This is a genomic window from Streptomyces sp. NPDC059534 (assembly GCF_042743475.1).
Taxonomy (GTDB): Bacteria; Actinomycetota; Actinomycetes; order Streptomycetales; family Streptomycetaceae; genus Streptomyces.
On sequence record NZ_JBHWAQ010000009.1, the window covers coordinates 48,584 to 69,516 of the forward strand.

Annotated in this window: 19 protein-coding genes and 1 pseudogene; 10 read left to right on the forward strand and 10 right to left on the reverse strand. The window is 73.2% G+C overall.

What is annotated here, in order from left to right; genetic code table 11:
• The first annotated feature begins 12 nt into the window (after positions 1 to 12).
• Together ACFVZH_RS13640 and ACFVZH_RS13645 are read left to right on the forward strand one after the other, a co-directional pair.
• On the forward strand, positions 13 to 1,392 hold the full coding sequence (locus ACFVZH_RS13640; protein WP_384896492.1) for an FtsW/RodA/SpoVE family cell cycle protein: 1,380 nt from the start codon (positions 13 to 15) through the stop codon (positions 1,390 to 1,392).
• On the forward strand, positions 1,389 to 2,876 hold the full coding sequence (locus ACFVZH_RS13645; RefSeq protein ID WP_384896495.1) for a penicillin-binding transpeptidase domain-containing protein: 1,488 nt from the start codon (positions 1,389 to 1,391) through the stop codon (positions 2,874 to 2,876). Before ACFVZH_RS13640 ends, ACFVZH_RS13645 begins: the two co-directional genes overlap by 4 nt.
• A gap of 43 nt (positions 2,877 to 2,919) precedes the next feature.
• Here the strand turns inward: ACFVZH_RS13645 and ACFVZH_RS13650 are convergent, their stop codons facing one another.
• Positions 2,920 to 4,029, reverse strand: coding sequence for a ferritin-like domain-containing protein (locus tag ACFVZH_RS13650; protein WP_384896498.1), 1,110 nt, complete (start codon positions 4,027 to 4,029; stop codon positions 2,920 to 2,922).
• 155 nt (positions 4,030 to 4,184) lie between these two features.
• On the opposite strand from ACFVZH_RS13650, the gene ACFVZH_RS13655 reads away from it, so the two are divergent.
• From ACFVZH_RS13655 to ACFVZH_RS13675, 5 genes and pseudogenes are all read left to right on the forward strand, one after another.
• Complete coding sequence (locus tag ACFVZH_RS13655) at positions 4,185 to 5,120, forward strand: diiron oxygenase (protein ID WP_384896500.1); 936 nt, start codon at positions 4,185 to 4,187, stop codon at positions 5,118 to 5,120.
• Positions 5,121 to 5,150: 30 nt separating this feature from the next.
• Positions 5,151 to 5,873: a TetR/AcrR family transcriptional regulator gene (locus ACFVZH_RS13660; protein ID WP_384896503.1), complete on the forward strand. Its 723-nt coding sequence runs from the start codon at positions 5,151 to 5,153 to the stop codon at positions 5,871 to 5,873.
• Positions 5,874 to 5,907: 34 nt separating this feature from the next.
• Positions 5,908 to 6,207, forward strand: coding sequence for a hypothetical protein (locus ACFVZH_RS13665; protein ID WP_384896506.1), 300 nt, complete (start codon positions 5,908 to 5,910; stop codon positions 6,205 to 6,207).
• Between the two features lie 74 nt (positions 6,208 to 6,281).
• Positions 6,282 to 7,784: an NlpC/P60 family protein gene (locus tag ACFVZH_RS13670; RefSeq protein ID WP_384896509.1), complete on the forward strand. Its 1,503-nt coding sequence runs from the start codon at positions 6,282 to 6,284 to the stop codon at positions 7,782 to 7,784.
• Between the two features lie 107 nt (positions 7,785 to 7,891).
• Positions 7,892 to 8,755, forward strand: a pseudogene (locus ACFVZH_RS13675) (MFS transporter); the annotation flags it as partial.
• 332 nt (positions 8,756 to 9,087) lie between these two features.
• On the opposite strand, the gene ACFVZH_RS13680 reads toward ACFVZH_RS13675, so the two are convergent.
• The 8 genes from ACFVZH_RS13680 to ACFVZH_RS13715 all read right to left on the reverse strand — a co-directional run bounded on the left by ACFVZH_RS13680 (position 9,088) and on the right by ACFVZH_RS13715 (position 16,900).
• Positions 9,088 to 9,621: a DUF6584 family protein gene (locus ACFVZH_RS13680; protein WP_384896512.1), complete on the reverse strand. Its 534-nt coding sequence runs from the start codon at positions 9,619 to 9,621 to the stop codon at positions 9,088 to 9,090.
• 171 nt (positions 9,622 to 9,792) lie between these two features.
• The gene (locus tag ACFVZH_RS13685; protein WP_384896514.1) at positions 9,793 to 10,266 is read right to left on the reverse strand and encodes an AAA family ATPase; all 474 of its coding nucleotides are present in this window, start codon (positions 10,264 to 10,266) and stop codon (positions 9,793 to 9,795) included.
• A gap of 74 nt (positions 10,267 to 10,340) precedes the next feature.
• Complete coding sequence (locus ACFVZH_RS13690; protein WP_384896517.1) at positions 10,341 to 10,769, reverse strand: protein-tyrosine phosphatase family protein; 429 nt, start codon at positions 10,767 to 10,769, stop codon at positions 10,341 to 10,343.
• Between the two features lie 194 nt (positions 10,770 to 10,963).
• A complete protein-coding gene (locus ACFVZH_RS13695; protein WP_384896520.1) occupies positions 10,964 to 12,199 on the reverse strand; it encodes a styrene monooxygenase/indole monooxygenase family protein in 1,236 nt (411 codons plus the stop codon).
• A 37-nt stretch (positions 12,200 to 12,236) separates the two neighbouring features.
• On the reverse strand, positions 12,237 to 12,965 hold the full coding sequence (locus ACFVZH_RS13700; protein ID WP_384896523.1) for an ATP/GTP-binding protein: 729 nt from the start codon (positions 12,963 to 12,965) through the stop codon (positions 12,237 to 12,239).
• Positions 12,946 to 13,359: a DUF742 domain-containing protein gene (locus tag ACFVZH_RS13705; protein WP_384896526.1), complete on the reverse strand. Its 414-nt coding sequence runs from the start codon at positions 13,357 to 13,359 to the stop codon at positions 12,946 to 12,948. Before ACFVZH_RS13705 ends, ACFVZH_RS13700 begins: the two co-directional genes overlap by 20 nt.
• The gene (locus ACFVZH_RS13710; protein ID WP_384896529.1) at positions 13,356 to 13,847 is read right to left on the reverse strand and encodes a roadblock/LC7 domain-containing protein; all 492 of its coding nucleotides are present in this window, start codon (positions 13,845 to 13,847) and stop codon (positions 13,356 to 13,358) included. Before ACFVZH_RS13710 ends, ACFVZH_RS13705 begins: the two co-directional genes overlap by 4 nt.
• A complete protein-coding gene (locus ACFVZH_RS13715; protein WP_384896532.1) occupies positions 13,844 to 16,900 on the reverse strand; it encodes a nitrate- and nitrite sensing domain-containing protein in 3,057 nt (1,018 codons plus the stop codon). Before ACFVZH_RS13715 ends, ACFVZH_RS13710 begins: the two co-directional genes overlap by 4 nt.
• Before the next feature lie 370 nt (positions 16,901 to 17,270).
• On the opposite strand from ACFVZH_RS13715, the gene ACFVZH_RS13720 reads away from it, so the two are divergent.
• A complete protein-coding gene (locus ACFVZH_RS13720) occupies positions 17,271 to 18,062 on the forward strand; it encodes a hypothetical protein (protein ID WP_384896535.1) in 792 nt (263 codons plus the stop codon).
• Positions 18,063 to 18,066: 4 nt separating this feature from the next.
• Here the strand turns inward: ACFVZH_RS13720 and ACFVZH_RS13725 are convergent, their stop codons facing one another.
• Entirely contained in the window at positions 18,067 to 18,498 is a 432-nt protein-coding gene (locus ACFVZH_RS13725) for a MarR family winged helix-turn-helix transcriptional regulator (protein ID WP_384896881.1), read from the reverse strand.
• A 487-nt stretch (positions 18,499 to 18,985) separates the two neighbouring features.
• Between ACFVZH_RS13725 and ACFVZH_RS13730 the strand changes: the two genes are divergently transcribed.
• Positions 18,986 to 19,819, forward strand: a complete 834-nt coding sequence (locus ACFVZH_RS13730; protein WP_384896538.1) for a lysozyme — start codon at positions 18,986 to 18,988, stop codon at positions 19,817 to 19,819.
• A 207-nt stretch (positions 19,820 to 20,026) separates the two neighbouring features.
• Positions 20,027 to 20,911 carry a lytic polysaccharide monooxygenase gene (locus ACFVZH_RS13735; protein ID WP_384896541.1) on the forward strand — a complete coding sequence of 295 codons (885 nt, stop codon included), beginning with the start codon at positions 20,027 to 20,029 and terminating at the stop codon, positions 20,909 to 20,911.
• The last annotated feature ends 22 nt before the right edge of the window (positions 20,912 to 20,933 follow it).

Below are 20,933 nucleotides of genomic sequence, written 5' to 3' on the forward strand. Positions count from 1 at the left end.
ACGTTGCCGACCATGACCGCACCGCGCACGGACGCTCCCCCGCCCGGGGTACGCATCCCGAAGCGCCGCGGCGTGGAACTCTCCCTCCTCGTCTGCGCCGTCCTCATCTCCGTCTCCGGCTACGCCGCGGTCGGCCTCGCCCGCAGCGGCGCCGTGCCGCCGGACGCCGTCCGCTACGGCGCCGGGCTCGGACTGCTGTCGCTCGTCGCCCATCTCGCGGTCCGGTTCCGCGCCCCGTACGCCGATCCGCTGCTGCTGCCGATCGCGGTGCTGCTCAACGGCCTCGGCCTGGTGCTGATCTACCGCCTCGACCTGGAGACGCCGAACGACCAGGCGGCGGCGACCCAGCTGGTCTGGTCGACGCTCGGGGTGGCGCTCTTCATCGTCGTCGTGGTGCTGCTGCGCGACCACCGCACCCTCCAGGGGTACGCGTACGTGTCGGTGGCCGCCGCGCTCGCCCTGATGATCCTGCCGATCTTCTTCCCGGCGGTGAACGGGGCCAAGATCTGGATCAGGATCGGCGGGCTCTCCTTCCAGCCGGGCGAGTTCGCGAAGATCCTGCTCGCGGTGTTCTTCGCCGCGTACCTCGCCGCCAACCGCAACGCCCTGGCGTACACCGGCCGCCGGATCTGGAAGTTCCAGTTCCCCACGGGGCGGGTGCTCGGGCCGATCGTCGCGATCTGGCTGCTGAGCGTCGGCGTGCTCGTGCTGGAGCGGGACCTGGGGACGTCGCTGCTCTTCTTCGGGCTCTTCGTGATCATGCTGTACGTGGCGACCGGGCGGACCGGCTGGATCGCGGTGGGTCTCGTGCTGGCCTCCGCCGGGGCGTTCCTGGTCGGTTCGCTCGAACCGCACGTGCACAGCAGGGTGCAGGACTGGCTCGACCCGTTCGCCTCGATCCGGGCCGGGGACGGGCCGGGCCAGCTCGCCCAGTCCCTCTTCTCCTTCGCCGCGGGGGGCATGCTCGGCACCGGGCTCGGACTCGGCCACTCGGTCCTCATCGGCTTCGCCGTCAAGTCCGACTTCATCCTGGCGACGGCCGGCGAGGAGCTGGGACTCGTCGGCCTCACCGCGCTCTTCCTCCTGTACGCGCTGCTCGTCGCCCGGGGCTACCGCGCCGGCCTCTCGCTGCGGGACCCGTTCGGGCGGCTGCTGGCGATCGGGCTCGCCTCGATCGTGGCGCTCCAGGTGTTCGTGATCGCCGGCGGGGTGATGGGGCTGATCCCGCTGACCGGCATGGCGATGCCGTTCCTGGCCCAGGGCGGCTCGTCGGTGGTCACCAACTGGGTGATCGTGGCCCTCCTCATCCGGGTCAGCGACTCGGCGCGCGCCCCGCAGCCGGACGCCGCCGACACCGGGACGCTCGCCCCCGTGACCGAGGAGGCCCGGTGATCAGGTACATCCGGCGGGCGGCCGCCCTCTGCCTCGTCCTCCTCGTCGCCCTGCTGGTCAACGCCGCCCGGGTGATGGTCCTCCAGGCGGAGTCCCTCGACGACAACCCGGCCAACCGGCGGATCGCGATCGAGCGGTACGCCGAGCCGCGCGGCGAGATCGTCGTCGACGGCCGGCCGGTGACCGGCTCCCGGGACAGCGGGCAGCAGCTGCGCTGGGAACGCACCTACCGGCAGGGGCCGTTGTACGCGCCGCTGACCGGATTCGCCTCCCAGACGTACGGCACGACCCTCATCGAGCACGCCGAGGACGAGATCCTCGCCGGGACCGACCCGATGCTGGCGCCGCTGCCGCTCTGGAACGACCTCACCCGCGGCCGGCAGCCGGGCGGCGACGTGGTGACGACCGTCCGGGCCTCGATGCAGGAGGCGGCCTACCGGGGACTCGACGGGAAACGCGGCGCGGTCGTGGCCGTCGAACCCTCCAGCGGCCGCGTCCTGGCGCTCGTCAGCTCGCCCTCGTACGACCCGGGGGTCCTCTCCGGGACGGGGCAGGCGGTCAAGGACGCCTGGAAGCGGCTGAACACCTCGCCGAACCAGCCGATGCTGAACCGGGCCCTGCGCCAGACCTACCCGCCCGGCTCCACCTTCAAGATCGTGACGGCGGCCGCGGCCCTCGACGCGGGGGTGGTGCGGGACATGGAGGCGCCGACGGACACCCCCGATCCGTTCGTGCTGCCGGGCACCCGGCAGGTGCTGCCGAACGAGGCGGAGAACTGCGGGAACGCCTCCCTGGCGTACGCGATCCAGTGGTCGTGCAACACCGTGATGGCCGGCCTCGGGGTGGAGGTCGGACTGACCGGGATGGTCGACGCGGTGGAGCGGTTCGGCTTCAACGACACGGGCCTGCGGGTGCCGTCCTGGGTGGCGAAGTCCAACTTCGACCGGGAGATGAGCCCGGACCAGCTGGCGCTCTCGTCGATCGGGCAGTTCGACACGACGGCGACCCCGCTGCAGATGGCCATGGTCGCGGCGGCGGTCGCCAACAACGGGGAGATCGCCCACCCGTACCTCGTCGACCGCACCACCACCTCCGGCGGCACGACGGTGGACCGGACCGGCCGGCGCAGCTATCGGCAGGCGATGAACCCCTCCACCGCGATCCAGCTCCAGCGGCTGATGGTCAAGGCCGTGGAGGAGGGGACGGGCACGAACGCGGCCATCCCCGGGGCCCGGGTCGGTGGCAAGACGGGCACGGCCCAGCACGGCTTCGGCAACACGGGCACCCCGTACGCCTGGTTCATCGCCTGGGCGCAGGCGGACGACGCGGCCCAGCCGGCGGTCGCCGTGGCGGTCGTCGTCGAGGACGCGGAAGCCTCCCGTACGGACATCAGCGGGGGCGGCAGCGCGGCCCCCGTCGCGAAGGCCGTGATGCAGGAGGCGCTGCGCCTGGAGGCGGAGGCGCGGGGCCAGGGCCTGTCGTGACGACAGGCCCTGGCCGCTGTCCCCAGAGCCCCGCCCGGCCCCGTCACTCGTCCGCCGCCCCCTCCGTGATCGCCTCTTCCACCTCTGCCACGCGGGCGTGTTCCTCCGCCGCGAAGCGTTCCGCGTCGAGGCGTTCGGCGATCTCCTCGTCCTGGGTCATGAGCAGGTCGAGGTTGGAGTCGCCGAGGTCGAAGACGCCCATGTCGAGGTACGCCTTCTGGAGGCGCTCGCCCCAGAGTCCGATGTCCTTGACGCAGGGGACGATCCGGCTGAAGAGCAGCTTGCGGAAGAGGCGGAGGAACTCGCTCTGCTCGCTGAGTTCCTCGGCCTCCTTGCGCGGGATGCCGAAGTTCTCCAGGACCTCGACGCCGCGCAGCCGGTCGCGCATGAGGTGGCAGCCCTCGATGACGAACTCCTCGCGCTCGCGGAGTTCGGCGTCGGTGAGCTGCCGGTAGTAGTCGCGCAGGGCCATCCGGCCGAAGGCCACGTGCCGGGCCTCGTCCTGCATCACGTACGCGAGGATCTGCTTGGGCAGCGGCTTGTCGGTGGTGTCGCGGATCATGCCGAACGCGGCGAGGGCGAGCCCTTCGATGAGGACCTGCATGCCGAGGTAGGGCATGTCCCAGCGGGAGTCGCGCAGGGTGTCGTCGAGGAGGCCCTGGAGGTCGTCGTTGATCGGGTAGAGCATCCCGATCTTCTCGTGGAGGAAGCGGCCGTAGATCTCGGCGTGCCGGGCCTCGTCCATGGTCTGGGTGGCCGAGTAGAACTTGGCGTCGAGGTCGGGGACCGACTCGACGATCCGGGCGGCGCAGATCATGGCGCCCTGTTCGCCGTGGAGGAACTGGCTGAACTGCCAGGACGAGTAGTGGCGGCGCAGGTCGCCCTTGTCCTTCTCGGTCATCTTCGCCCAGTGGCGGGTGCCGTAGAGGTTCAGGACCTCGTCGGGGGTGCCGAGCGGGTCGTACGGGTCGACCTCCAGGTCCCAGTCGATGCGGGTCGCGCCGTCCCACTGCTTGTCCTTGCCCTTCTGGTAGAGGGCGAGGAGGCGCTGGCGGCCGTCGTCGTACTCCCAGCTGAACCGGGCGGCACCGGTGGCCGGCACCTGCCAGACGGGTCCTGCGGGGGCGTTCACGTAGAGGTCGTGCGTCGACACTGACGACTCCTTCCGTCCGTTTCCAGCAGGCTCACACGGTGGTAGACGGATGGTCAACAAGTCGCGCAGAAGGGATTGACGGTCTTGCTGACGGGCAGTCTCATAAAGGGTGACCCCCGGTAACGCGACGGCGAGCGCAGCGAGGTGCCCCGACCATGACCCCTTTCACCGAGCCCGACTTCAGCCTCCTCCGGGACGCCCTGGGGCCGCTGCGCGACCGTGAACAGGTCGCCGAACGCCTCCTGGAGTCCTCGCGCAAGCACTCCTTCGACCCCGACACGGAACTCGACTGGGACTCCCCCTTCGAGGACGGCAAGTGGTTCTGGCCGCCCGAACTGGTCTCCCTCTACGACACCCCGCTGTGGCACCGGATGTCCGAGGAGCAGCGGATCGCCCTCTCGCGCCACGAGGCGGCCGCGCTCGCCTCCCTCGGCATCTGGTTCGAGATCATCCTGATGCAGCTGCTCGTCCGGCACATCTACGACAAGTCACTGACCAGCCATCACGTCCGGTACGCGCTGACCGAGATCGCCGACGAGTGCCGGCACTCGATGATGTTCGCCCGACTGATCACCCGGGGCGGCACCCCCGCGTACCCGGTGCCGCGGATGTACCACAACCTCGCGCGGGTCCTGAAGACCGTCTCCACCACCCCCGGCTCGTTCGCCGCCACCCTGCTCGGCGAGGAGATCCTCGACTGGATGCAGCGGCTGACCTTCCCGGACGAGCGGGTGCAGACCCTCGTCCGCGGGGTGACCCGGATCCATGTGGTCGAGGAGGCCCGCCATGTGCGGTACGCCCGCGAGGAGCTGCGCCGCCAGATGGCGACGGCCCCGCGCTGGGAGCAGGAGTTCACCCGGCTGAGCTGCGGGGAGGCCGCCCGGGTCTTCTCCACCTGCTTCGTCAACCCGCGGGTGTACGAGGCCGTGGGCCTGGACCGGCGCGAGGCCGTCGCGCAGGTGAGGGCGAGCGGACACCGGCGGGAGGTCATGCAGTCGGGCGCGAAGCGGCTGACGGACTTCCTCGACGACATCGGCGTCCTGCGCGGGGCGGGCCGCCGACTCTGGAAGTCCTCCGGGTTGCTCGCCTGAGGCGAAGGCTCCGCGGCTACGCTGCGGAGCATGACGAGCGCCGCCACTCCCGCGTACCGCAGGCTCACCGTCGAGGAGCGGCGCGGGCAGCTGCTCGACGCCGCCCTGGGGCTCTTCGCCCACCGGACGCCCGAGGACGTCTCGCTCGACGACGTCGCGGAGGCGGCCGGCGTCTCGCGGCCGCTGGTCTACCGGTACTTCCCCGGCGGCAAGCAGCAGCTGTACGAGGCCGCCCTCCGGTCCTCCGCCGACGCGCTGAACCACTGCTTCGCCGAGCCGCCGGACGGGCCGCCCACGGAGCGGCTCGGCCGGGTCCTCGACCGGTACCTGGTCTTCGTCGACGAGCACGACGCCGGGTTCAGCGCCCTGCTGCGGGGCGGCAGCGTCGCCGAGACCTCCCGGACCACCGCGATCGTGGACGAGGTGCGGCGGGCCGCCGCCGAGCAGATCCTGTTCCACCTGGGGGTGGAGCGGCCGGGCCCGCGGCTCTCCATGCTGGTCCGGACGTGGATCGCCGCCGTCGAGGCGGCCTCGCTCATCTGGCTCGACGAGGAGAAGCAGCCCCCGGCGCGCGCCCTGCGCGACTGGCTGGTCGACCACCTCGTCGCCCTGCTCGCGGCGACCACGGCGAGCGACACGGAGACGGCGGAGGTCGTCGGGCGGCTCCTCGCCCAGGAGACGGCCGACGGGCCGGTGGCGACGCTCGCCCGCAAGGTGGTCCCGGTGGTCGGCCAGGCGGCGCACCTGCTGTGAGCCGGTGCGGGAGGCCGCGGGGGAGACTGGAGGGGTGAGAAGCGAGAACACCCCCTTCCGCGGCGGCCCCCTCGACGGCCGGGTCCTGCCGATCCTGCTCGGTCCGACCGGCCACCCGCCGAAGTGGTACGAGGTCCCGGTCCCGGCCCATGACGGGCACCCGCCGACCTTGTACACCTACCGGCGCGAGCCCTCGGGCTACACGAAGCGGCTGCGGCTCCAGCGCGGCTGGGTCTACCAGTACGCCCCCGAGGGCCGCGAGCGGCGCGAACTGAGGTGGCCGTGGTCCGGGCCGAGCGGTGGCGCCCCGAAGGCCGCTGAGCCGAACGGGTGAGGACGCCGGGCGCGCCCCGACTCGTACGGTAATCGGATGAAGTGACGCGTCATCATCCCCCTGGAGGTGGTGACGTGTCGCGACGACTGCTGCGCACGGTCTGCACGGGGGCGCTCGCCGCGGTGACGGCGCTCACCGGGGTACTCCCCGCGGCGGGCGCCGCCCCACCCGACCCGCCCCCGGACCCCCCGACCCTGGCCCCGATCGCCTGGGCCGACCCGGAGGCGGAACCGGTGGAGCCGGTCGATCCGGAGTCTTCGGCGGCGGTCGCGGCGGGCCCGAAAGACGCGGGGGATCCGGCGGACGCGGCGAGTCCCGTGGATCCGGCGGACGCGGCAGGTCCTGTGGATCCGGCAGCGGAACCGACCGGCCCAGCCGAACCGACCGACCCGACCGGCCTGACCGGTCCGGTCGACCCGACCGTCCCGACCGGCTCGAAGCCTCCCTCCGCCACTTCTCCCCCGCTCACCTCCCCCGCCCTCCCTTCCGGCGCCCCCACCGGCCCCACCGGCGCCGCCGAGGCCACCGACGACGCCGCCGCGCTCCCGCCGCCCGGCGGCGACTCCGTGGCGGGGCTCCTGACCCGGCTGCGGACGCTGTACCGGCAGGCCGAGGAGGCCACCGAGCGGTTCAACGCCGCCGAGGAGGCGCTGAAGGCGCAGACCGCCGACACCAGGAAGGTGACGGCCCGGCTGACCGCGGCCCGTACCGCCCTGGCACAGGGGCGCGCCGAGGCGGGACGGATCGCCAGGGACCAGTACCAGGGCAGGTCCGAGTTCTCCTCCTATGTGCGGCTGCTGTTCTCGCAGGACCCGCAGTCGGCGCTCGACCAGGGGCATCTGATGGCCCGCGCGGCCCGGAGCCGAACCACGGCCGTCACCCGGCTCGAAGCGACGGAACGGCGGGCCGCCGCGCTCGCGAGCACCTCGCGCAAGGCCCTGGACCGGCAGCAGACCCTCGCCGCCGCGCAGCGCACCCGGCGGGACGAGGTGACGGCGACGCTGCGCGAGGTGGAGAAGCTGCTCGCCGGGCTCTCGCCCGAGCAGCTCGCCCGGCTGACCGAGCTGGAGCGCGTCCAGACCGCGGGCGCGCAGCGCGAGCTGCTCGACTCCGGCGTCCTGGACGGCACCCGCACCCCGTCCCGGGCGGGGGCGGAGGCGCTGCGGTTCGCGGTGGGCGCGATCGGCAAGCCGTACGAGTGGGGTGCCGAGGGCCCGGACGCGTACGACTGCTCGGGGCTCACCCAGCGGGCGTGGGCGGCGGCGGGCCGGGAGATCCCGCGCACCAGCCAGGAGCAGTGGGCGACCCTGCCCCGGGTCGCGCTGGGCGAGCTGCGCCCCGGCGACCTGGTGGTGTACTTCCCGGGCGCCACCCATGTGGCGCTCTACCTCGGCGGGGGCCTGGTGGTGCAGGCGCCGCGCCCCGGCGGGAAGGTGAAGGTCTCGCCGCTCGCCGCGAACCCGCTGCTCGGGGCCGTACGCCCCGACCCGCGGGGGTCCGCCCTGGACGCGTACACCCCGCCGGTGCTTCCGGCGGGGGCCACGGACGGCGGGGACGAGGGGTACGACCGGAACTGAGCGTCAAGCCGAACTCCCTTCCCATGCATGCCTCTTGCTCTTGCAAGTAATATGCAACAAGCTTGAGGGGTCCTTACGACCAGCTGCCTCGGACGCGGAGCCCCGTCATGCCCAAGCTCGTGCCGGACACCGGACCCCAGCGCACGCTCGCCGCCTCGAACTTCGTCAACGCCGTCGGCAGCGGGCTCTTCCTCACCGCCGGAGTGCTGTACTTCACCCAGGCCGTGCACCTCCCGGCCGCCTCCGTGGGCCTCGGGCTCGGCATCGCCGGACTCCTGTCGCCGGCCGTCGGCATCGCCGTCGGCCGGCGAGCGGACCGGCGCGGGGCGCGCGGGGTCCTCGTATCCACGCTGGCCGTCCAGGCCCTCGCCACGGCGGCCTTCGTCCTCGCCGACGGCTTCTGGCCGTTCGTCCTCGCCGTCTCCACGGCCACCGGCGCCAAGGCGGCGGGACTGGCCGCCCGCGCGCCGCTGATCCGGCGCTACGGAGGCGACCGGCCCCAGGAGTTCCGCGCCTCGCTGCGTGCCCTGACCAACGTCGGCATCTCCCTCGGCGCGCTCCTCGCGGGCTGGGCGGTCCAGGTCGGCACCCTCGACGCCTACCGGCTCCTGGTCGCCGGAAACGCCCTCGCGTTCGCGGCCTCCGCCGCCGTCCTGCTCCTGCTGCCGCCCGTCGCCCCCGCGCCCGCCGCCCACGGCCCCCGGTGGATCGCACTGCGGGACCGGCCGTACCTGGCGCTGACCGCGCTCGACGGCATCATGGCGATCCAGTTCAAGGTGCTCACCGTGGCGATCCCGCTCTGGCTCGTGGGCTCCACCACCGCCCCGCACTGGCTGGTCTCGGGGACGATGCTCACCAACACGGTCCTCGTCGTCGGCCTCCAGGTGCGGGCGAGCCGCGGCATCGACTCGCCCCGGGCCGGCGGCCGCGCCTACCGGCGCGCCGGGGCGGCCTTCCTCGCCTCCTGCGCACTGGTCCCGCTCGCGGCGGGCACGCCCGTCGCGGTGGCGGTCGCCCTGCTCCTGACCGCGGTGGTGGTGCACACGGTCGGCGAACTGTGGCACGCGGCGGGCGGCTTCGAGGTGTCCTACGCGCTCGCACCACCCCACGCCACCGGCCAGTACCTCGGCGTCTTCGGCCTGGGCGCCGGCCTCTCCGAGGCCCTCGGCCCCGGGCTCCTCATCGCCCTCTGCATCGGCTGGGGCCGCCCCGGCTGGTACGCGGTCGGCGCCCTCTTCGCCCTCACGGGCCTCCTGGCCCCCATCGCCGTCCGCCGCGCCGAGGCCGCGGCGGCCGCCGCCGCTCACTCGAAGAGCGCGACGACCCCGATCACCCAGATCGCCACCATGCCGACCACGCCCGCCACACTGCCGAGCGCCACGATCACCCCGGCGACGTTCCACCCGCCGCTGTCCGGCGCGCCGTCCCCGGCGCCCTCGTCCTCGTCCTCATAGGAGGCCGGATCGTCCCAGTCGGCCGCCCGCCCCGACGCCTCGACACGGGCCACCCGCACCGCCGTCAGCCGCTCCACGGCGAACGCGGTACCGGCCCCCGCCTCAGGGCCGCGCCACGCGAGCGCCCTCATCCGCCGGCCCGGAGTCCCGTACCGCTCCTCGAAGGCCGCGGTCTCGTCCGCCCGCCGGTCCTCCTCCAGGTACATCCACCGCCCCGCCTCCGCGGCGTCCCCGTACAGCCGGTACACCTCGGCGAGCCGGCGGCGCAGCGCCAGGTCCCGCGGGAACGAGGAGACCAGACCACGCAGGCGCTGGCGCGCCACGGGCACACGGCCGGCGGCCAGATCCGCGTCCACGCGCGCGAGGGTGTTCGACAGAGGCATGCCCCCATCCTCGAACACCGACCCCCGGCGCATCGACCCGATATCGACGACCACCCGCCGTCCGCCACGAAGCCAGCGTCCTGGTCACAACAGGTCAGTCCGCGACGGCAAGGGAGTGGTGGCGGGCACAAGCCTCCGCGGGTGACCACGGGACCCAGGAATCGAGAACGGCTACGACAGGGGCGGATCAAACAGGTCCAGCTCGGCCGGCGTCGGGGCCTCGAACTGACTCCGACACTCTCCGAGCAGCTCGGTTGTCAGCACGACCGAGCCCGGCTCCTGGTTCCGGAGGGCGATGCGCCGCTCCAGTTCCGCCATCGGCACGTCGAGGTGGCGAAGTTCGACCTCGACCCCGAGGGCGCGAGCTCGGAGCCGCATCTCATCGCGCTCCCCACGCTGCCAGAACCCGTTCTCCAGGATCACCACCGCTCCGGAAACCAGCAGATCCTGGGCGTGCCGCCACAGGCGACGCTCGACGCGGTCCCTCGCCCCACTGTCGAAGAGGTCGAACCCCAGCTCCACGAGCCACTCGTCCGGACACAGCCGCACAGCCGACAGTTCCCGCTCCAACCTCCTGGCCACCGTGGTCTTCCCGGCACCGGGAAGACCACACAGGAGTACCAGTCTTGGTCGTCGGCCGGCCATGACCACCCACCCCTCTTCGAGCCCTCATGGAGATCATCGCTCCTGCGCGCACTTGTGGCCGATGAGCGATGCCGCTACTGGAAGCGGGAGACGAAGCGGCGTTGCCAGGGTGTCTCAACGGCGCGCGGAGCGTAGTGCTCCCGGACGTAGGCGACGGCCTCACGGTGGGACACCCCGTCGAGCACGGCGAGGCATGCCAGTGCGGTGCCGGTTCGTCCGTGTCCGCCGGCACAGGCGATCTCGACGCGTTCGGCCTCGGCGCGCGCCCATGCCTCGCGCAGTGCGTCGGCGGTCGTGGCGCGGTCGGAAGGCAGCCAGAAGTCGGGCCAGCGGAGCCAGCGGCTTTCCCAGGCGACCGGCGGTGGCCGGTGGCCCAGCAGGTAGAGCGCGAAGGTGGGCTGCGGGCCCGGCGGGAGTGGCCGACTCAGTCCCCGGCCGCGGACGAGCCGGCCTGAGGGCAGTCGCAGCACGCCCGCCGTCGTGGGTTCCCATGCGGCAGTCACGGTGTGAGCGTAGCCCCCGTTCGGATGATGGTCAGGCGGCATTCGTCCGTCGGCCGCCCCGGCGCTCTTCGTCCTGACGCGCGGCCGGCGGCCGGGGCCGGGCCGTCTGTGGGCCGTCTGTGGGCCGTCGGAGGGGTGCCGATGGTGACCGACAGCCACCAACGGCAACCGCTCCGACGTAGGTCGGAGGCTCGTCAGGCTCCCGAGACCGAGGCCAGGTAGGCGGACGTCTTCTCCGGGTCGAAGAAGAAGTTCTCGAAGTCCGCGGGGTCGTTGAAGCCGTTGGCGAAGCGGTCGGCGACGGGCTGGAGCTGGCCGGCGGCGCCGAGGAGGCCGAGGATGTGCTCCGGCGGCGGGGCCAGCATCGCGTTCGTCCACTTGGTGACGTGCTGGGCCGTCTGCCAGTAGCGGTCGAAGGCGCCCTGCATCCACTCCTCGTCGAAGGGCCGGTCGCCCTGCTCGACGATGGCGGCGAGGTACGCGGCGGCGCACTTGGACGCCGAGTTGGAGCCCTGGCCGGTGATGGGGTCGTTGGCGACGACGACGTCGGCGACGCCGAGGACCAGGCCGCCGCCGGGGAGCCGGCCGACGGGGTTGCGGACGGTCGGCGCGTACCGGCCGGCGAGGGTGCCGCCCGCGTCGGTCAGCTCGACCTTGGTGGCCCGGGCGTACTCCCAGGGCGTGAAGCGCTCCATGAGCTCCAGCGTCAGAGCCAGGTGCTCGGAGGGGTCCTTGACGCCCTGGAAGGCGTCGAGCGGGCCGCCGGGGACGCCCTCCCAGAAGAGGATGTCGGCGCGACCGCCGGTGGTGAGCGTCGGCATGACGAAGAGCTCGCCGACGCCGGGGACGATGTTGCAGCGGACCGCGTCGAAGTCCGGGTGCTCGGGGCGCGGGCCGAGGCCGTGGACGTACGAGACGGCCAGGGCGCGCTGCGGCTCGGCGAACGGCGAACGGGCCGCGTCGCGGCCGAACATGGAGACCAGCTCGCCCTTGCCGGCGGCGACGAGCACCAGGTCGTAGCTGCGGGAGAAGTAGTCGAGGTCGCCGACGGCCACGCCGTGGATGACCAGCTGGCCGCCGCGCTGGGCGAAGGTGTCCATCCAGCCGGCCATCTTCACGCGCTGGTCGACGGACTGGGCGTACCCGTCCAGCTTCCCGACCCAGTCGATCACGCGGCCGGAGTCGGGACCGGCGACGGAGACGCCGAGGCCCTCGATGCGGGGGGCCTGGGACTCCCAGAAGTTGAGGCCGAGGTCCCGCTCGTGCTGGAGCGCGATGTCGAACATGCACTGGGTGGACATGACGCGGCCGGCCCGGATCTCGTCCGCCGTCCGGTTCGACATCAGGGTGACCTCGTACCCCTGGGCCTGGAGGCCGAGGGCGAGCTGGAGGCCGGACTGTCCGGCGCCGACTATGAGGATCTTCCGCATGGATGGTGCTCCTGGCGACTGTGAGCTGTGGGGAGGGCTATTCGGGGGTGGCTTCGAGCGCGTGCGCGACCATCGCGAGCAGGCTCTCGACGACGCTGTAGCGCTTGCGCGCGTCCATGATCACCACGGGTACGTGCGGAGGGACGGTCAGGGCCTCCCTGACGTCCTCCACCTCGAACACCTCGGTGCCCTCGAAGTGGTTGACGGCCACGATGTACGGAAGTCCGCAGCTCTCGAAGTAGTCGAGGGCCGGGAAGCAGTCGGTGAGCCGCCGGGTGTCGGCGAGCACGATCGCCCCGATCGCGCCCCGCACCAGGTCGTCCCACATGAACCAGAAGCGCTGCTGCCCCGGCGTGCCGAAGACGTACAGCACCAGGTCGTTGTCGAGCGTGATCCGCCCGAAGTCCATCGCGACCGTGGTGGTGAGCTTGTCGGGCGTGGCCGTGAGGTCGTCGGTGTCCTCGCTCGCCCGGGTCATCAGCGCCTCGGTCTGGAGCGGGGTGATCTCCGAGACCGCGCGGACGAAGGTGGTCTTGCCCACGCCGAAGCCGCCCGCGACGACGATCTTCGTCGCTATCGGTGCGCGGGTGTGGTCGAGCTGCCAGTCCTGGGCGCCGTCGTCGGCGTCCGGTACGGCGGCGTCCGACCCGGCGGCATCCGGGGCGGGGGTGTCCGGTGTGAGGAGAGCGGTCCGGGGCTGCGCGGGAATGCCCGCGGCCGCCGGTGATTCGGAGACGGCGGAGGCGTCAGAGACGACGGAGTCCACTCAGCACCCTTTCGAGGAGCGCGCGGTCGGGCTGGCCGGTGCCGTGACCGGTCCCGTACACACGGATCTTTCCCTGGTCGGCCAGGTCGCTGAGCAGCACCCGGACGACACCCAACGGCATCTTGAGAAGCGCCGAGATCTCCGCCACCGTCCGCATCCGGCGGCAGATCTCGACGATGGCCCGCATCTCCGGCATCAGACCGCGGGCGGCGGGCCCGCCGTCCGTCAGGACCTTGCGGACGGCGGGCGCTTCGAGCGCCGCCACGAAGGTCTCGACGAGCAGGATGTGTCCGAAGCGGGTCCGGCCGCCGGTCAGCGAGTAGGGGCGCACGCGCGCGGGGCGCCGCCCCTCCCCCCGTACCGGCAGCTTGTAGAGGTGCGAGGCGGACGTCACTGGGGGCTCTCCATCGATTTGCGCAGCTCGCTGCGGACTTCGGGGGTGAGTACGTGTCCGGCGCGGCCCACGAAGAGCGCCATGTGGTACGCCACGACGCTCATGTCGCAGTCGGGTGTCGCGTGCACGCCGAGCAGCGAGCCGTCGCTGATCGACATCACGAAGACGCTGCCGTCCTCCATCGCGACCATGGTCTGTTTGACCCCGCCGCCGTCCATCAGCCGGGCGGCGCCGATGGTGAGGCTGCCGATGCCGGAGACGATGGTGGCGAGGTCCGCGCTGGAGCCGCGCGGCCCGTCGGGACGGCCCGCCTCCTCGGTGGCCGTCGTGACCTGCTGGACAGCCGGGTCGGACGAGAGCAGCATCAGGCCGTCGGAGGAGACGACGGCGACCGAGCGGACGCCGGGCACCTCCTCGACCAGATTGCCCAGCAGCCATTGCAGGTTGCGGGCCTCCGTGCTCAGTCCGAACGTTCCCGTCGCGGTCAACTGCGTGCCTCCTCGACTGTGTCCCCCGTCATCTCCTCTGTACGTGCAGTCCTTACGGCCTCGGTCGGCGCCGTGTCCATCCGCTCCGGCCCCAACTCGGCCTCCACGTCGCGGCGTCCGGCCTTGGCTCCCTGGTGGAAGCCACCGAGCCGCCGTCGCAGCGCCTCGGCGTCCACGCCGCTCTTACGGGTGGTGGTGGCGGCGCCGGGCTGACGCACCACCTGCGGGGTGCGCTTGGGCAGGCCCTTGTCGGTGACCCGCCCCCACTGCGCGGGGCGAGGCCCGGGAACCTCCGGGTCGGCGACCGGCACGGGGGCGGTGACCGGTGCGGGAGCGATGGGTGCCGGGGGCTCCGCGGTGGGGGCGGGCTCGACGTGGTCGGCCGCCCGCTCGTGGGCGTCCGGCTCCGGCGGCGGGTCGGGCAGCCGCACCTGGAGCGTGGTCTCGGAGACGGACTCCCCGAGGGGGGTGGGCTCGGGGGCGTACTCCGGCTCGTACCGGACCTCGGGCTCAGGGGCGTACTCCGCCTCCGGCTCGGGGGCGTACTCCGACGCGGGCTCGGGGGCGTACACCGCCTCGGGCTCCGGCTCGGGGGCGTACTCCGGCTCGTACCGGACCTCCGGCTCGGGGGCGTACTCCGCCTCCGGCGCGGGGGCGTACTCCGGCGCGGGCTCCGGGTGGGCCTCCGGAGCCGGTTCGGGCGTGCGCGCGGTCATCTCGCCCGCCGCCTCGGCCGCGAGGATGGCGCGCTCCGCGGCCTCGACGAGCGGGTCGCGGGTGCGGGACGGCAGGGTGTTGGAGTTGGCCTCCGCCACCGAGCCGGGCAGCTGGATGGCGGGCGCCACGCCCGCCACCTGCACGGGCTGCGAGACGGTGGCCGGCGGGACGGTGGGGAGCAGCGGGAGCGGGAGGACGACGACGGCCGCCGTGCCGCCCGGCTGCTGCTCGCGGAGCTCGACGCGGACGCCGTGGCGGGCGGCGAGCAGGGCGATGACCCGCATGCCGAGCCCTTCGCCGTCGAAGGCGTCCGGGTCGGCGTCGGCGAGCCGGGCGTTGAGCTCGGCGAAGCGGGTGGCGGTCATGCCGATGCCCGCGTCCTGCACGGAGAGCATCACCTCGCCGCTCTCCAGGAGCCAGCCGGAGAGCTGGACCTCGGCGTCCGGCGGCGAGAAGGAGGTGGCGTTCTCCAGGAGCTCGGCGACGAGGTGGCTGAGGTCGTCCGCGGCGAAGCCGGCGACCTGGGCGTGCGGCGGCAGCGACTGGATGGTCACCCGCTCGTACCGCTCGATCTCGCTGACGGCGGCGCGCAGGACGTCGACCAGCGGTACGGGCCCGGCGTGGCCGTGGACGTGCTCGTGGCCGGCGAGGACCAGCAGGTTCTCGCTGTGGCGGCGCATGACGGTGGCCATGTGGTCGAGCTTGAAGAGGGTGCCGAGGCGGTCCGGGTCCTGCTCGCGCTCCTCCAGCTTCTCGATGACGCCGAGCTGGCGCTCGACGAGCCCGAGGCTGCGCAGCGAAAGGTTGACGAAGGTGTGGTGGACGGTGTTCCGGAGCCGTTCGAGGTCGGCGGTGAGGAGGGCGACGCGGCCCTGGAGCTCCGCGCGCTGGGCGGCGAGTTCGGCGCCGACGGCCTCCTTGGCCGCGGCCAGGTCGGCCCGCTCGTCGGTGAGCCGCTCGGTCTGCGCGGCGAGGCCGGAGAGCTTGCCGTGGAGGGTGTTGAGGGAGCGGACGACCTGGGCGAACTCGTCGTTGCGGCCGGTGAAGCGGACCGGCTCCTCGGTGTGCGGCGCGGGGGCCGCGGCGAGCCGGGCGGCGCCGATGCGGAGGACGGCGAGCGGGCGCGTGAGGGTGCGGGCGACGTAGGTGGAGATGCCGATGGCGACGAGGAGGCAGCCGCCGAGGTAGGCGATGCGCAGTTCGAGGGCGGTGACGTCGTCGTCGCGGAGCGCGCCGAGCCGTTCGACGCGCTCGGCGGCGAGGGCGGACTCGACGCCGCGCATCTGCTCGACGCGGGCGGAGAGGGCTCCGTCCAGGGCGGCCGGGTCGGTCGCGCGCTCGGCCTCGGTGAGCCGGGGCTGGTCGGTGAGGGCGGCCAGCGAGCGTTCGGCGTTCTTGACGTCGGGTCCGGTGACGGTCGCGGCGAGCGAGTCGCGGGCGGCGGATCCGGCGGCCTGGTCGAAGTCGCCGAGGGCGGCGAGTTCGCGGACGCGGGCCTGCTGGGCGGCGGCGCTGAGGGCGTCGCGGGCGCGTTCGGCCTCCGCCGTGCCCTCCGGCACGTCGGGGACGTAGGTGCCGGACTCGGAGTCGTAGTGGACGTCCCCGGTGGGTTCGGGCTGCGCCGCGGAGAGCGCGGCGAGGAGCAGGCCGCGGGTGGCGGATGCCTGTTCGACGGCACGGCCGAGGGCGGCCGGGGCGCGGGTGGCCTCGGTGAGCGAGGTGTCGGCGGCGCGGGCCGGGGTCGTGTCGGCGAGTTCGTCGGCGAGGGCCTGGAGCTTGGCGATGACGTCCGAGTACGCCTTGTGGGCCTCCAGGGCCGTGCCCTTGCCGGTGAGGGCGGCGCGGCGGATGGAGGGGACTCCGGCGAGGTCGCGGCGGAGTTCGGTGGTGGCGGCGGGCCGGATCTCGTCGATCTGCCGGTCGACGCGGGTGGACCGGGTGTCGCTGATCTGCCGTCGGTGCTTGGCGTCGCCGGTCTGGGCGTCGCGGCCGGCGGCGATGTACGCGACGACCTCGTCGCGCTCGTCGGCGAGGGAGTGCGCCAGGGTGACGGCCTGCCGGTCGAGTTCGGCGAGGGTGACCAGCCGCTGGGAGTCGGTCAGCTCGGCGGAGGCGGCGAGGACCGCGGGGGCCCCGGCGGCGAGGACGGTGACGCCGACGAGGGCGACGCCGGCGACGAGGCGGTTGCGGACGCGCTTGGTGCGGCCGGCGGGGGGCTGGGCGGGTGCCTGCGCGGGGTGCGCCGTCACGCCGCCCGGGGTCGGCTCCGCACCGGGGGCCTGACTCCGCGTGCCGTTGTTGCTCCGAGGCCGCTTCTTCTGCACCGGTGCTCGCATTCTTGACTCGTCCGCCCACAAAGCAGAGGTGACGACCGGTCACATGGAGCGCCCCCACCCCTGGTACGGCTTCCGACCATTCCAGCGCTTCTGGGAAGGGGGCGCGCATCGGCCGCTCCGCCACCCGAACGAGTGAACAACACTCCTGAGTTGGCGAACAACTTCTCCGGCGGGCCCCGCGGGCCCCGAAGGGCCCCCGGTTGGATCTTCCGGGCGGGCTTTGGCAGGATGCCCGCCCGCAGCTCCGCGGAGGTACCCGTTCCGCCTCGTGCGCCACGGCCGCCCGGTTGGTACAGGCCATTTCCGGTCATTTGCAGGTCCCGTGAAGGAGTGCGCGGCCGGTGGATCGCGGGCGGGCACACTGGACCTCATGCGCAGCGATGTCGCCTCCCTCCCCGGCAGCCCCGAACGCCCCAACGAGGACTGGGTGGCCGCCGCTCTGCCCGCTTCGGGGCGCGGGGGAACCGTCGTGCTGCTCGACGGCGTCACACCACCCGCCGGTGATGACGGTTGTGTGCACACCGTGCCGTGGTTCACCGCGCGCCTCGGCGGGGCTTTGACCGAACTGTCCGCTTCCCGGCCGGACATGCCCCTGTCCGAGATCCTGTCGCGGGCAATCCGGCGCACCGCGGACGCCCACCGGGACACCTGTGACCTTTCTCACGTGCGTACGCCGCAGGCGACGGTGGTCCTCGCGCGCTGGGACGCCGCCTCGGTCGAGCATCTGGTCCTGTCCGACTCGGTCCTTCTCCTGGAGGCGCCGGACGGTGCGGTGCGCGCCGTGCTGGACGACCGGCTCGACCGGGTGCCGGGCGAGGTGCGGCGCTCCCTGGCGGCGACGGACCGGCTGCGCAACCGGGAGGGCGGCTTCTTCACGGCGGCGGCCGACCCGGCCGTTGCGGGGCGGGCGGTGACCGGCACGACGCCCCGCGCGGAGGTACGCGCCCTGGCGGCACTCACGGACGGGGCGTCCCGCTGGGTGGAGCTGTTCGGCGCGGGCGACTGGACGGCCTGCTTCGGCGTCCTGCGCGAGGAGGGTCCGGCCGGTCTCCTGCGCCGGGTCCGGGCCCTGGAGGCGGCGGCCGCGCGGGTCGGCGGCGCCCACCGCCGGAAGACGCACGACGACGCGACGGCGGCCTACGCGGAGCTGCCGGACCGCTGAGCGGTCAGCCCTCCGAGCGGACGTTGAAGTGATGGAGCAGCCGGGCCAGTTCGGCGACCTCCGCGCGGTCCCAGTCGACGAGCTTGCGGACGTACCGCCCGCGCCGGGCGTCCCGCACGTGCCGGAAGCGGTCGCGTCCCTCCTCGGTGAGCCTGACCAGGGAGGCGCGCCCGTCGGCGGGGTCGGGGTCGCGGACGACGAGGCCGAGCACCTCCAGGGCGCGCAGCTGCCGGCTCATCGTGGCCTTGCCGACGCCGAAGTACCCGGCCAGTTCGGTGGCCCGCTGGGGCCCGGCCTCGTCCAGCCGGACGAACAGGCCGTACGCGGCCGGTTCCAGCTCCGGGTGCACCTCGCGCGCCATCTCGCCGGACTGGGCCCGCGCGCGGCGCAGGAACACGGCCAGCTCGCGTTCGAGGGCGAGGAACTCGGGGTCCACACCGGCGGGAGCGGCGGCCGGGGTGCCGCCGCCCGCACCGGACGCGGGTGCGGCGGTCGGGGTGTCGCCACGGCCGTCCCCCGTCGTGGGTGCGGCGGTCGGGGTGCCGCCGCCCGCACCGGACGCGGGTGCGGGCGTCGGGGTGCCGTCGTCGTCGCCCGCCGTGGGCCGGGCGGCCCGGCCTTCACTTCCCGTACCGCTTGCGTGCACGTCGGCACCTCCCACGCGTTCTCCGGCGGCTGTCCGGCGATCCGGCCGCCGGTTTCCGGCCGCTGAAAGTTTCTTCCCGCCGCGGCCATCTCCGCAGCTCTTCCAGTATTTCGCAGGAGTAGACCAACGGCGGCATCCGGGCCCTCTTCCCCGGGTGGGTCTACGTGCGTAGCGTCGTCCACGGCGCCTGGCTGACATGTCCACACCATGGCCCGTCGGTGCCGTGCGCCCCGCTCCCCCCAACAGCTCCCCCCACCGAGCCTTTCGGAGGCACGCAATGCGTGTGCACAGATCCGGAACGACCCTCGCCGGCGCCGCCCTCGCGACCCTGGCCCTGCTCCTGCCCCTCGCCGGTTCCGCCGGTGCCGCACAGGACCCGGGCACCCGGGTCGCCCCGGCGCGCGGCTCCGCCTACATGGGCATGGGCGTGATCGCGCACGACGGCAAGGGCGTCAAGCCCGCCGGCGGCGCCTCGACCCTCGCCGCCCAGACCGAAGGCGTGGACGTCTCCAGCCACAACGGCAACGTGGCCTGGTCCACGCTGTGGAACAGCGGGGTCAAGTGGGCCTATGTGAAGGCGACGGAAGGCACGTACTACAAGAACACGTACTTCACCCAGCAGTACACCGGCTCCTACAACGTCGGCATGATCCGCGGGACGTACCACTTCGCCACCCCGGACACGACGAGCGGTGCCGCCCAGGCCGACTACTTCGTGAACAACGGCGGCGGCTGGTCGAAGGACGGCAGGACCCTGCCGGGCGTGCTCGACATCGAGTGGAACCCGTACGGCGCGACCTGCTACGGCAAGACGGCGTCCGGGATGGTCGCGTGGATCCAGGACTTCGTGAACCGCTACCGGTCCCGGACGGGCCGCGACCCGGTGATCTACACCGCCACGAGCTGGTGGAAGCAGTGCACCGGGAACTCCTCGGCCTTCGCCTCCACCAACCCGCTGTGGATCGCGCGGTACGCCTCCGAGGTCGGCGAACTCCCGGCCGGCTGGCCGTACTACACGATCTGGCAGTACACCTCCTCCGGCCCGACGGTCGGCGACCACAACCACTTCAACGGCGACTACTCGCGCGTACAGGCGCTCGCGAACGGCTGACCTGGCCCTCGGCGGGTCCAGCGGTCCACGGCGGTTCCCCGGGTGTGCGGCACCCCGGGGGGGCGCCGCGGCTTTTTCCACCCACCCTCTTGCCCATTGGTATGGACCAATGCGAGGCTCTACGCCGGTCGCCCGGAATTCAACTTCCGTGCACCCAGCGCGCGTTGCTCGTCCCGTACTCCCCCACGCACGAGAGAGAGCCCCCGCATGGCCTCCTACCGCCGCACCACCACCGTCGCCGCCGCGACCCTGTCCGCCGCCGCGCTCGTCGGCCTCACCCCCACCGCGGCCGGCGCCCACGGGGCCGTCTTCAACCCCGTGAGCCGCGTGGCCGCCTGTTACGCCGAGGGCCCCGAGACACCCAAGTCGCAGGTCTGCAAGGACCTCGTCGCCGACTCCGGCACCCAGCCTCTCTACGACTGGAACGAGGTCAACATCGCCAACGCCGACGGGCAGCACCAGGCGCTGATCCCGGACGGCAAGCTCTGCTCGGCGAACCGCGCCAAGTACCGGGCCCTGGACTGGGCCCGCACCGACTGGCCGGCGACCGCCGTCGCCGCCGGTTCCTTCGACTTCAAGGTCCGGGTGACCGCCCCCCACTCGGGCACCATGACGATCTACATCACGAAGGCCGGCTTCGACCCGACGCAGCCCCTCAAGTGGTCGGACCTGGACGCGACCCCCGTCGCCGTCTTCCAGACCACCCGCACCTCGACCGACGGCTTCTACAACTTCACCGGCAACCTGCCGGCCCGCGCCGGCCGCCACATCGTCTACCAGGTGTGGCAGCGCAACGACAGCCCCGAAGCCTTCTACAGCTGCTCGGACGTCACCTTCGGCGGTACGGCGACGGCGGCCGGCACGACGCAGGCCAAGGCCCCGACCGAGGCGAAGATCGCGGCGGGCGCCGATCTCTCCACCGTGAGCCACGCGGGCCACGGCGGTGACGAGCAGGCCCCGGCCCTCTCCTCCGAGGCCGCCGGAGCCCCCTCCTCGCCGCTCCCCCTGGCCCTGGCCGGCGCGGGCGCCGTCGCCGCCTTCGCGGCCGGCAGCCTGCTCCTGGGCCGCCGCCGGAACCCGTCCGCCTCCTGACGCCTCCGGGGTCCCCGGTCAG

Excerpts from the sequence above, each read along its gene's own strand:
- ACFVZH_RS13730 (WP_384896538.1), top strand. The coding sequence starts at position 18,986 with ATGCGTGTGCACAGATCCGGAACGACCCTCGCCGGCGCCGCCCTCGCG.
- ACFVZH_RS13685 (WP_384896514.1), bottom strand. The coding sequence starts at position 10,266 with ATGGCCGGCCGACGACCAAGACTGGTACTCCTGTGTGGTCTTCCCGGT.
- ACFVZH_RS13655 (WP_384896500.1), top strand. The coding sequence starts at position 4,185 with ATGACCCCTTTCACCGAGCCCGACTTCAGCCTCCTCCGGGACGCCCTG.
- ACFVZH_RS13680 (WP_384896512.1), bottom strand. The coding sequence starts at position 9,621 with ATGCCTCTGTCGAACACCCTCGCGCGCGTGGACGCGGATCTGGCCGCC.
- ACFVZH_RS13660 (WP_384896503.1), top strand. The coding sequence starts at position 5,151 with ATGACGAGCGCCGCCACTCCCGCGTACCGCAGGCTCACCGTCGAGGAG.
- ACFVZH_RS13720 (WP_384896535.1), top strand. The coding sequence starts at position 17,271 with ATGCGCAGCGATGTCGCCTCCCTCCCCGGCAGCCCCGAACGCCCCAAC.
- ACFVZH_RS13715 (WP_384896532.1), bottom strand. The coding sequence starts at position 16,900 with ATGCGAGCACCGGTGCAGAAGAAGCGGCCTCGGAGCAACAACGGCACG.
- ACFVZH_RS13735 (WP_384896541.1), top strand. The coding sequence starts at position 20,027 with ATGGCCTCCTACCGCCGCACCACCACCGTCGCCGCCGCGACCCTGTCC.
- ACFVZH_RS13640 (WP_384896492.1), top strand. The coding sequence starts at position 13 with ATGACCGCACCGCGCACGGACGCTCCCCCGCCCGGGGTACGCATCCCG.
- ACFVZH_RS13695 (WP_384896520.1), bottom strand. The coding sequence starts at position 12,199 with ATGCGGAAGATCCTCATAGTCGGCGCCGGACAGTCCGGCCTCCAGCTC.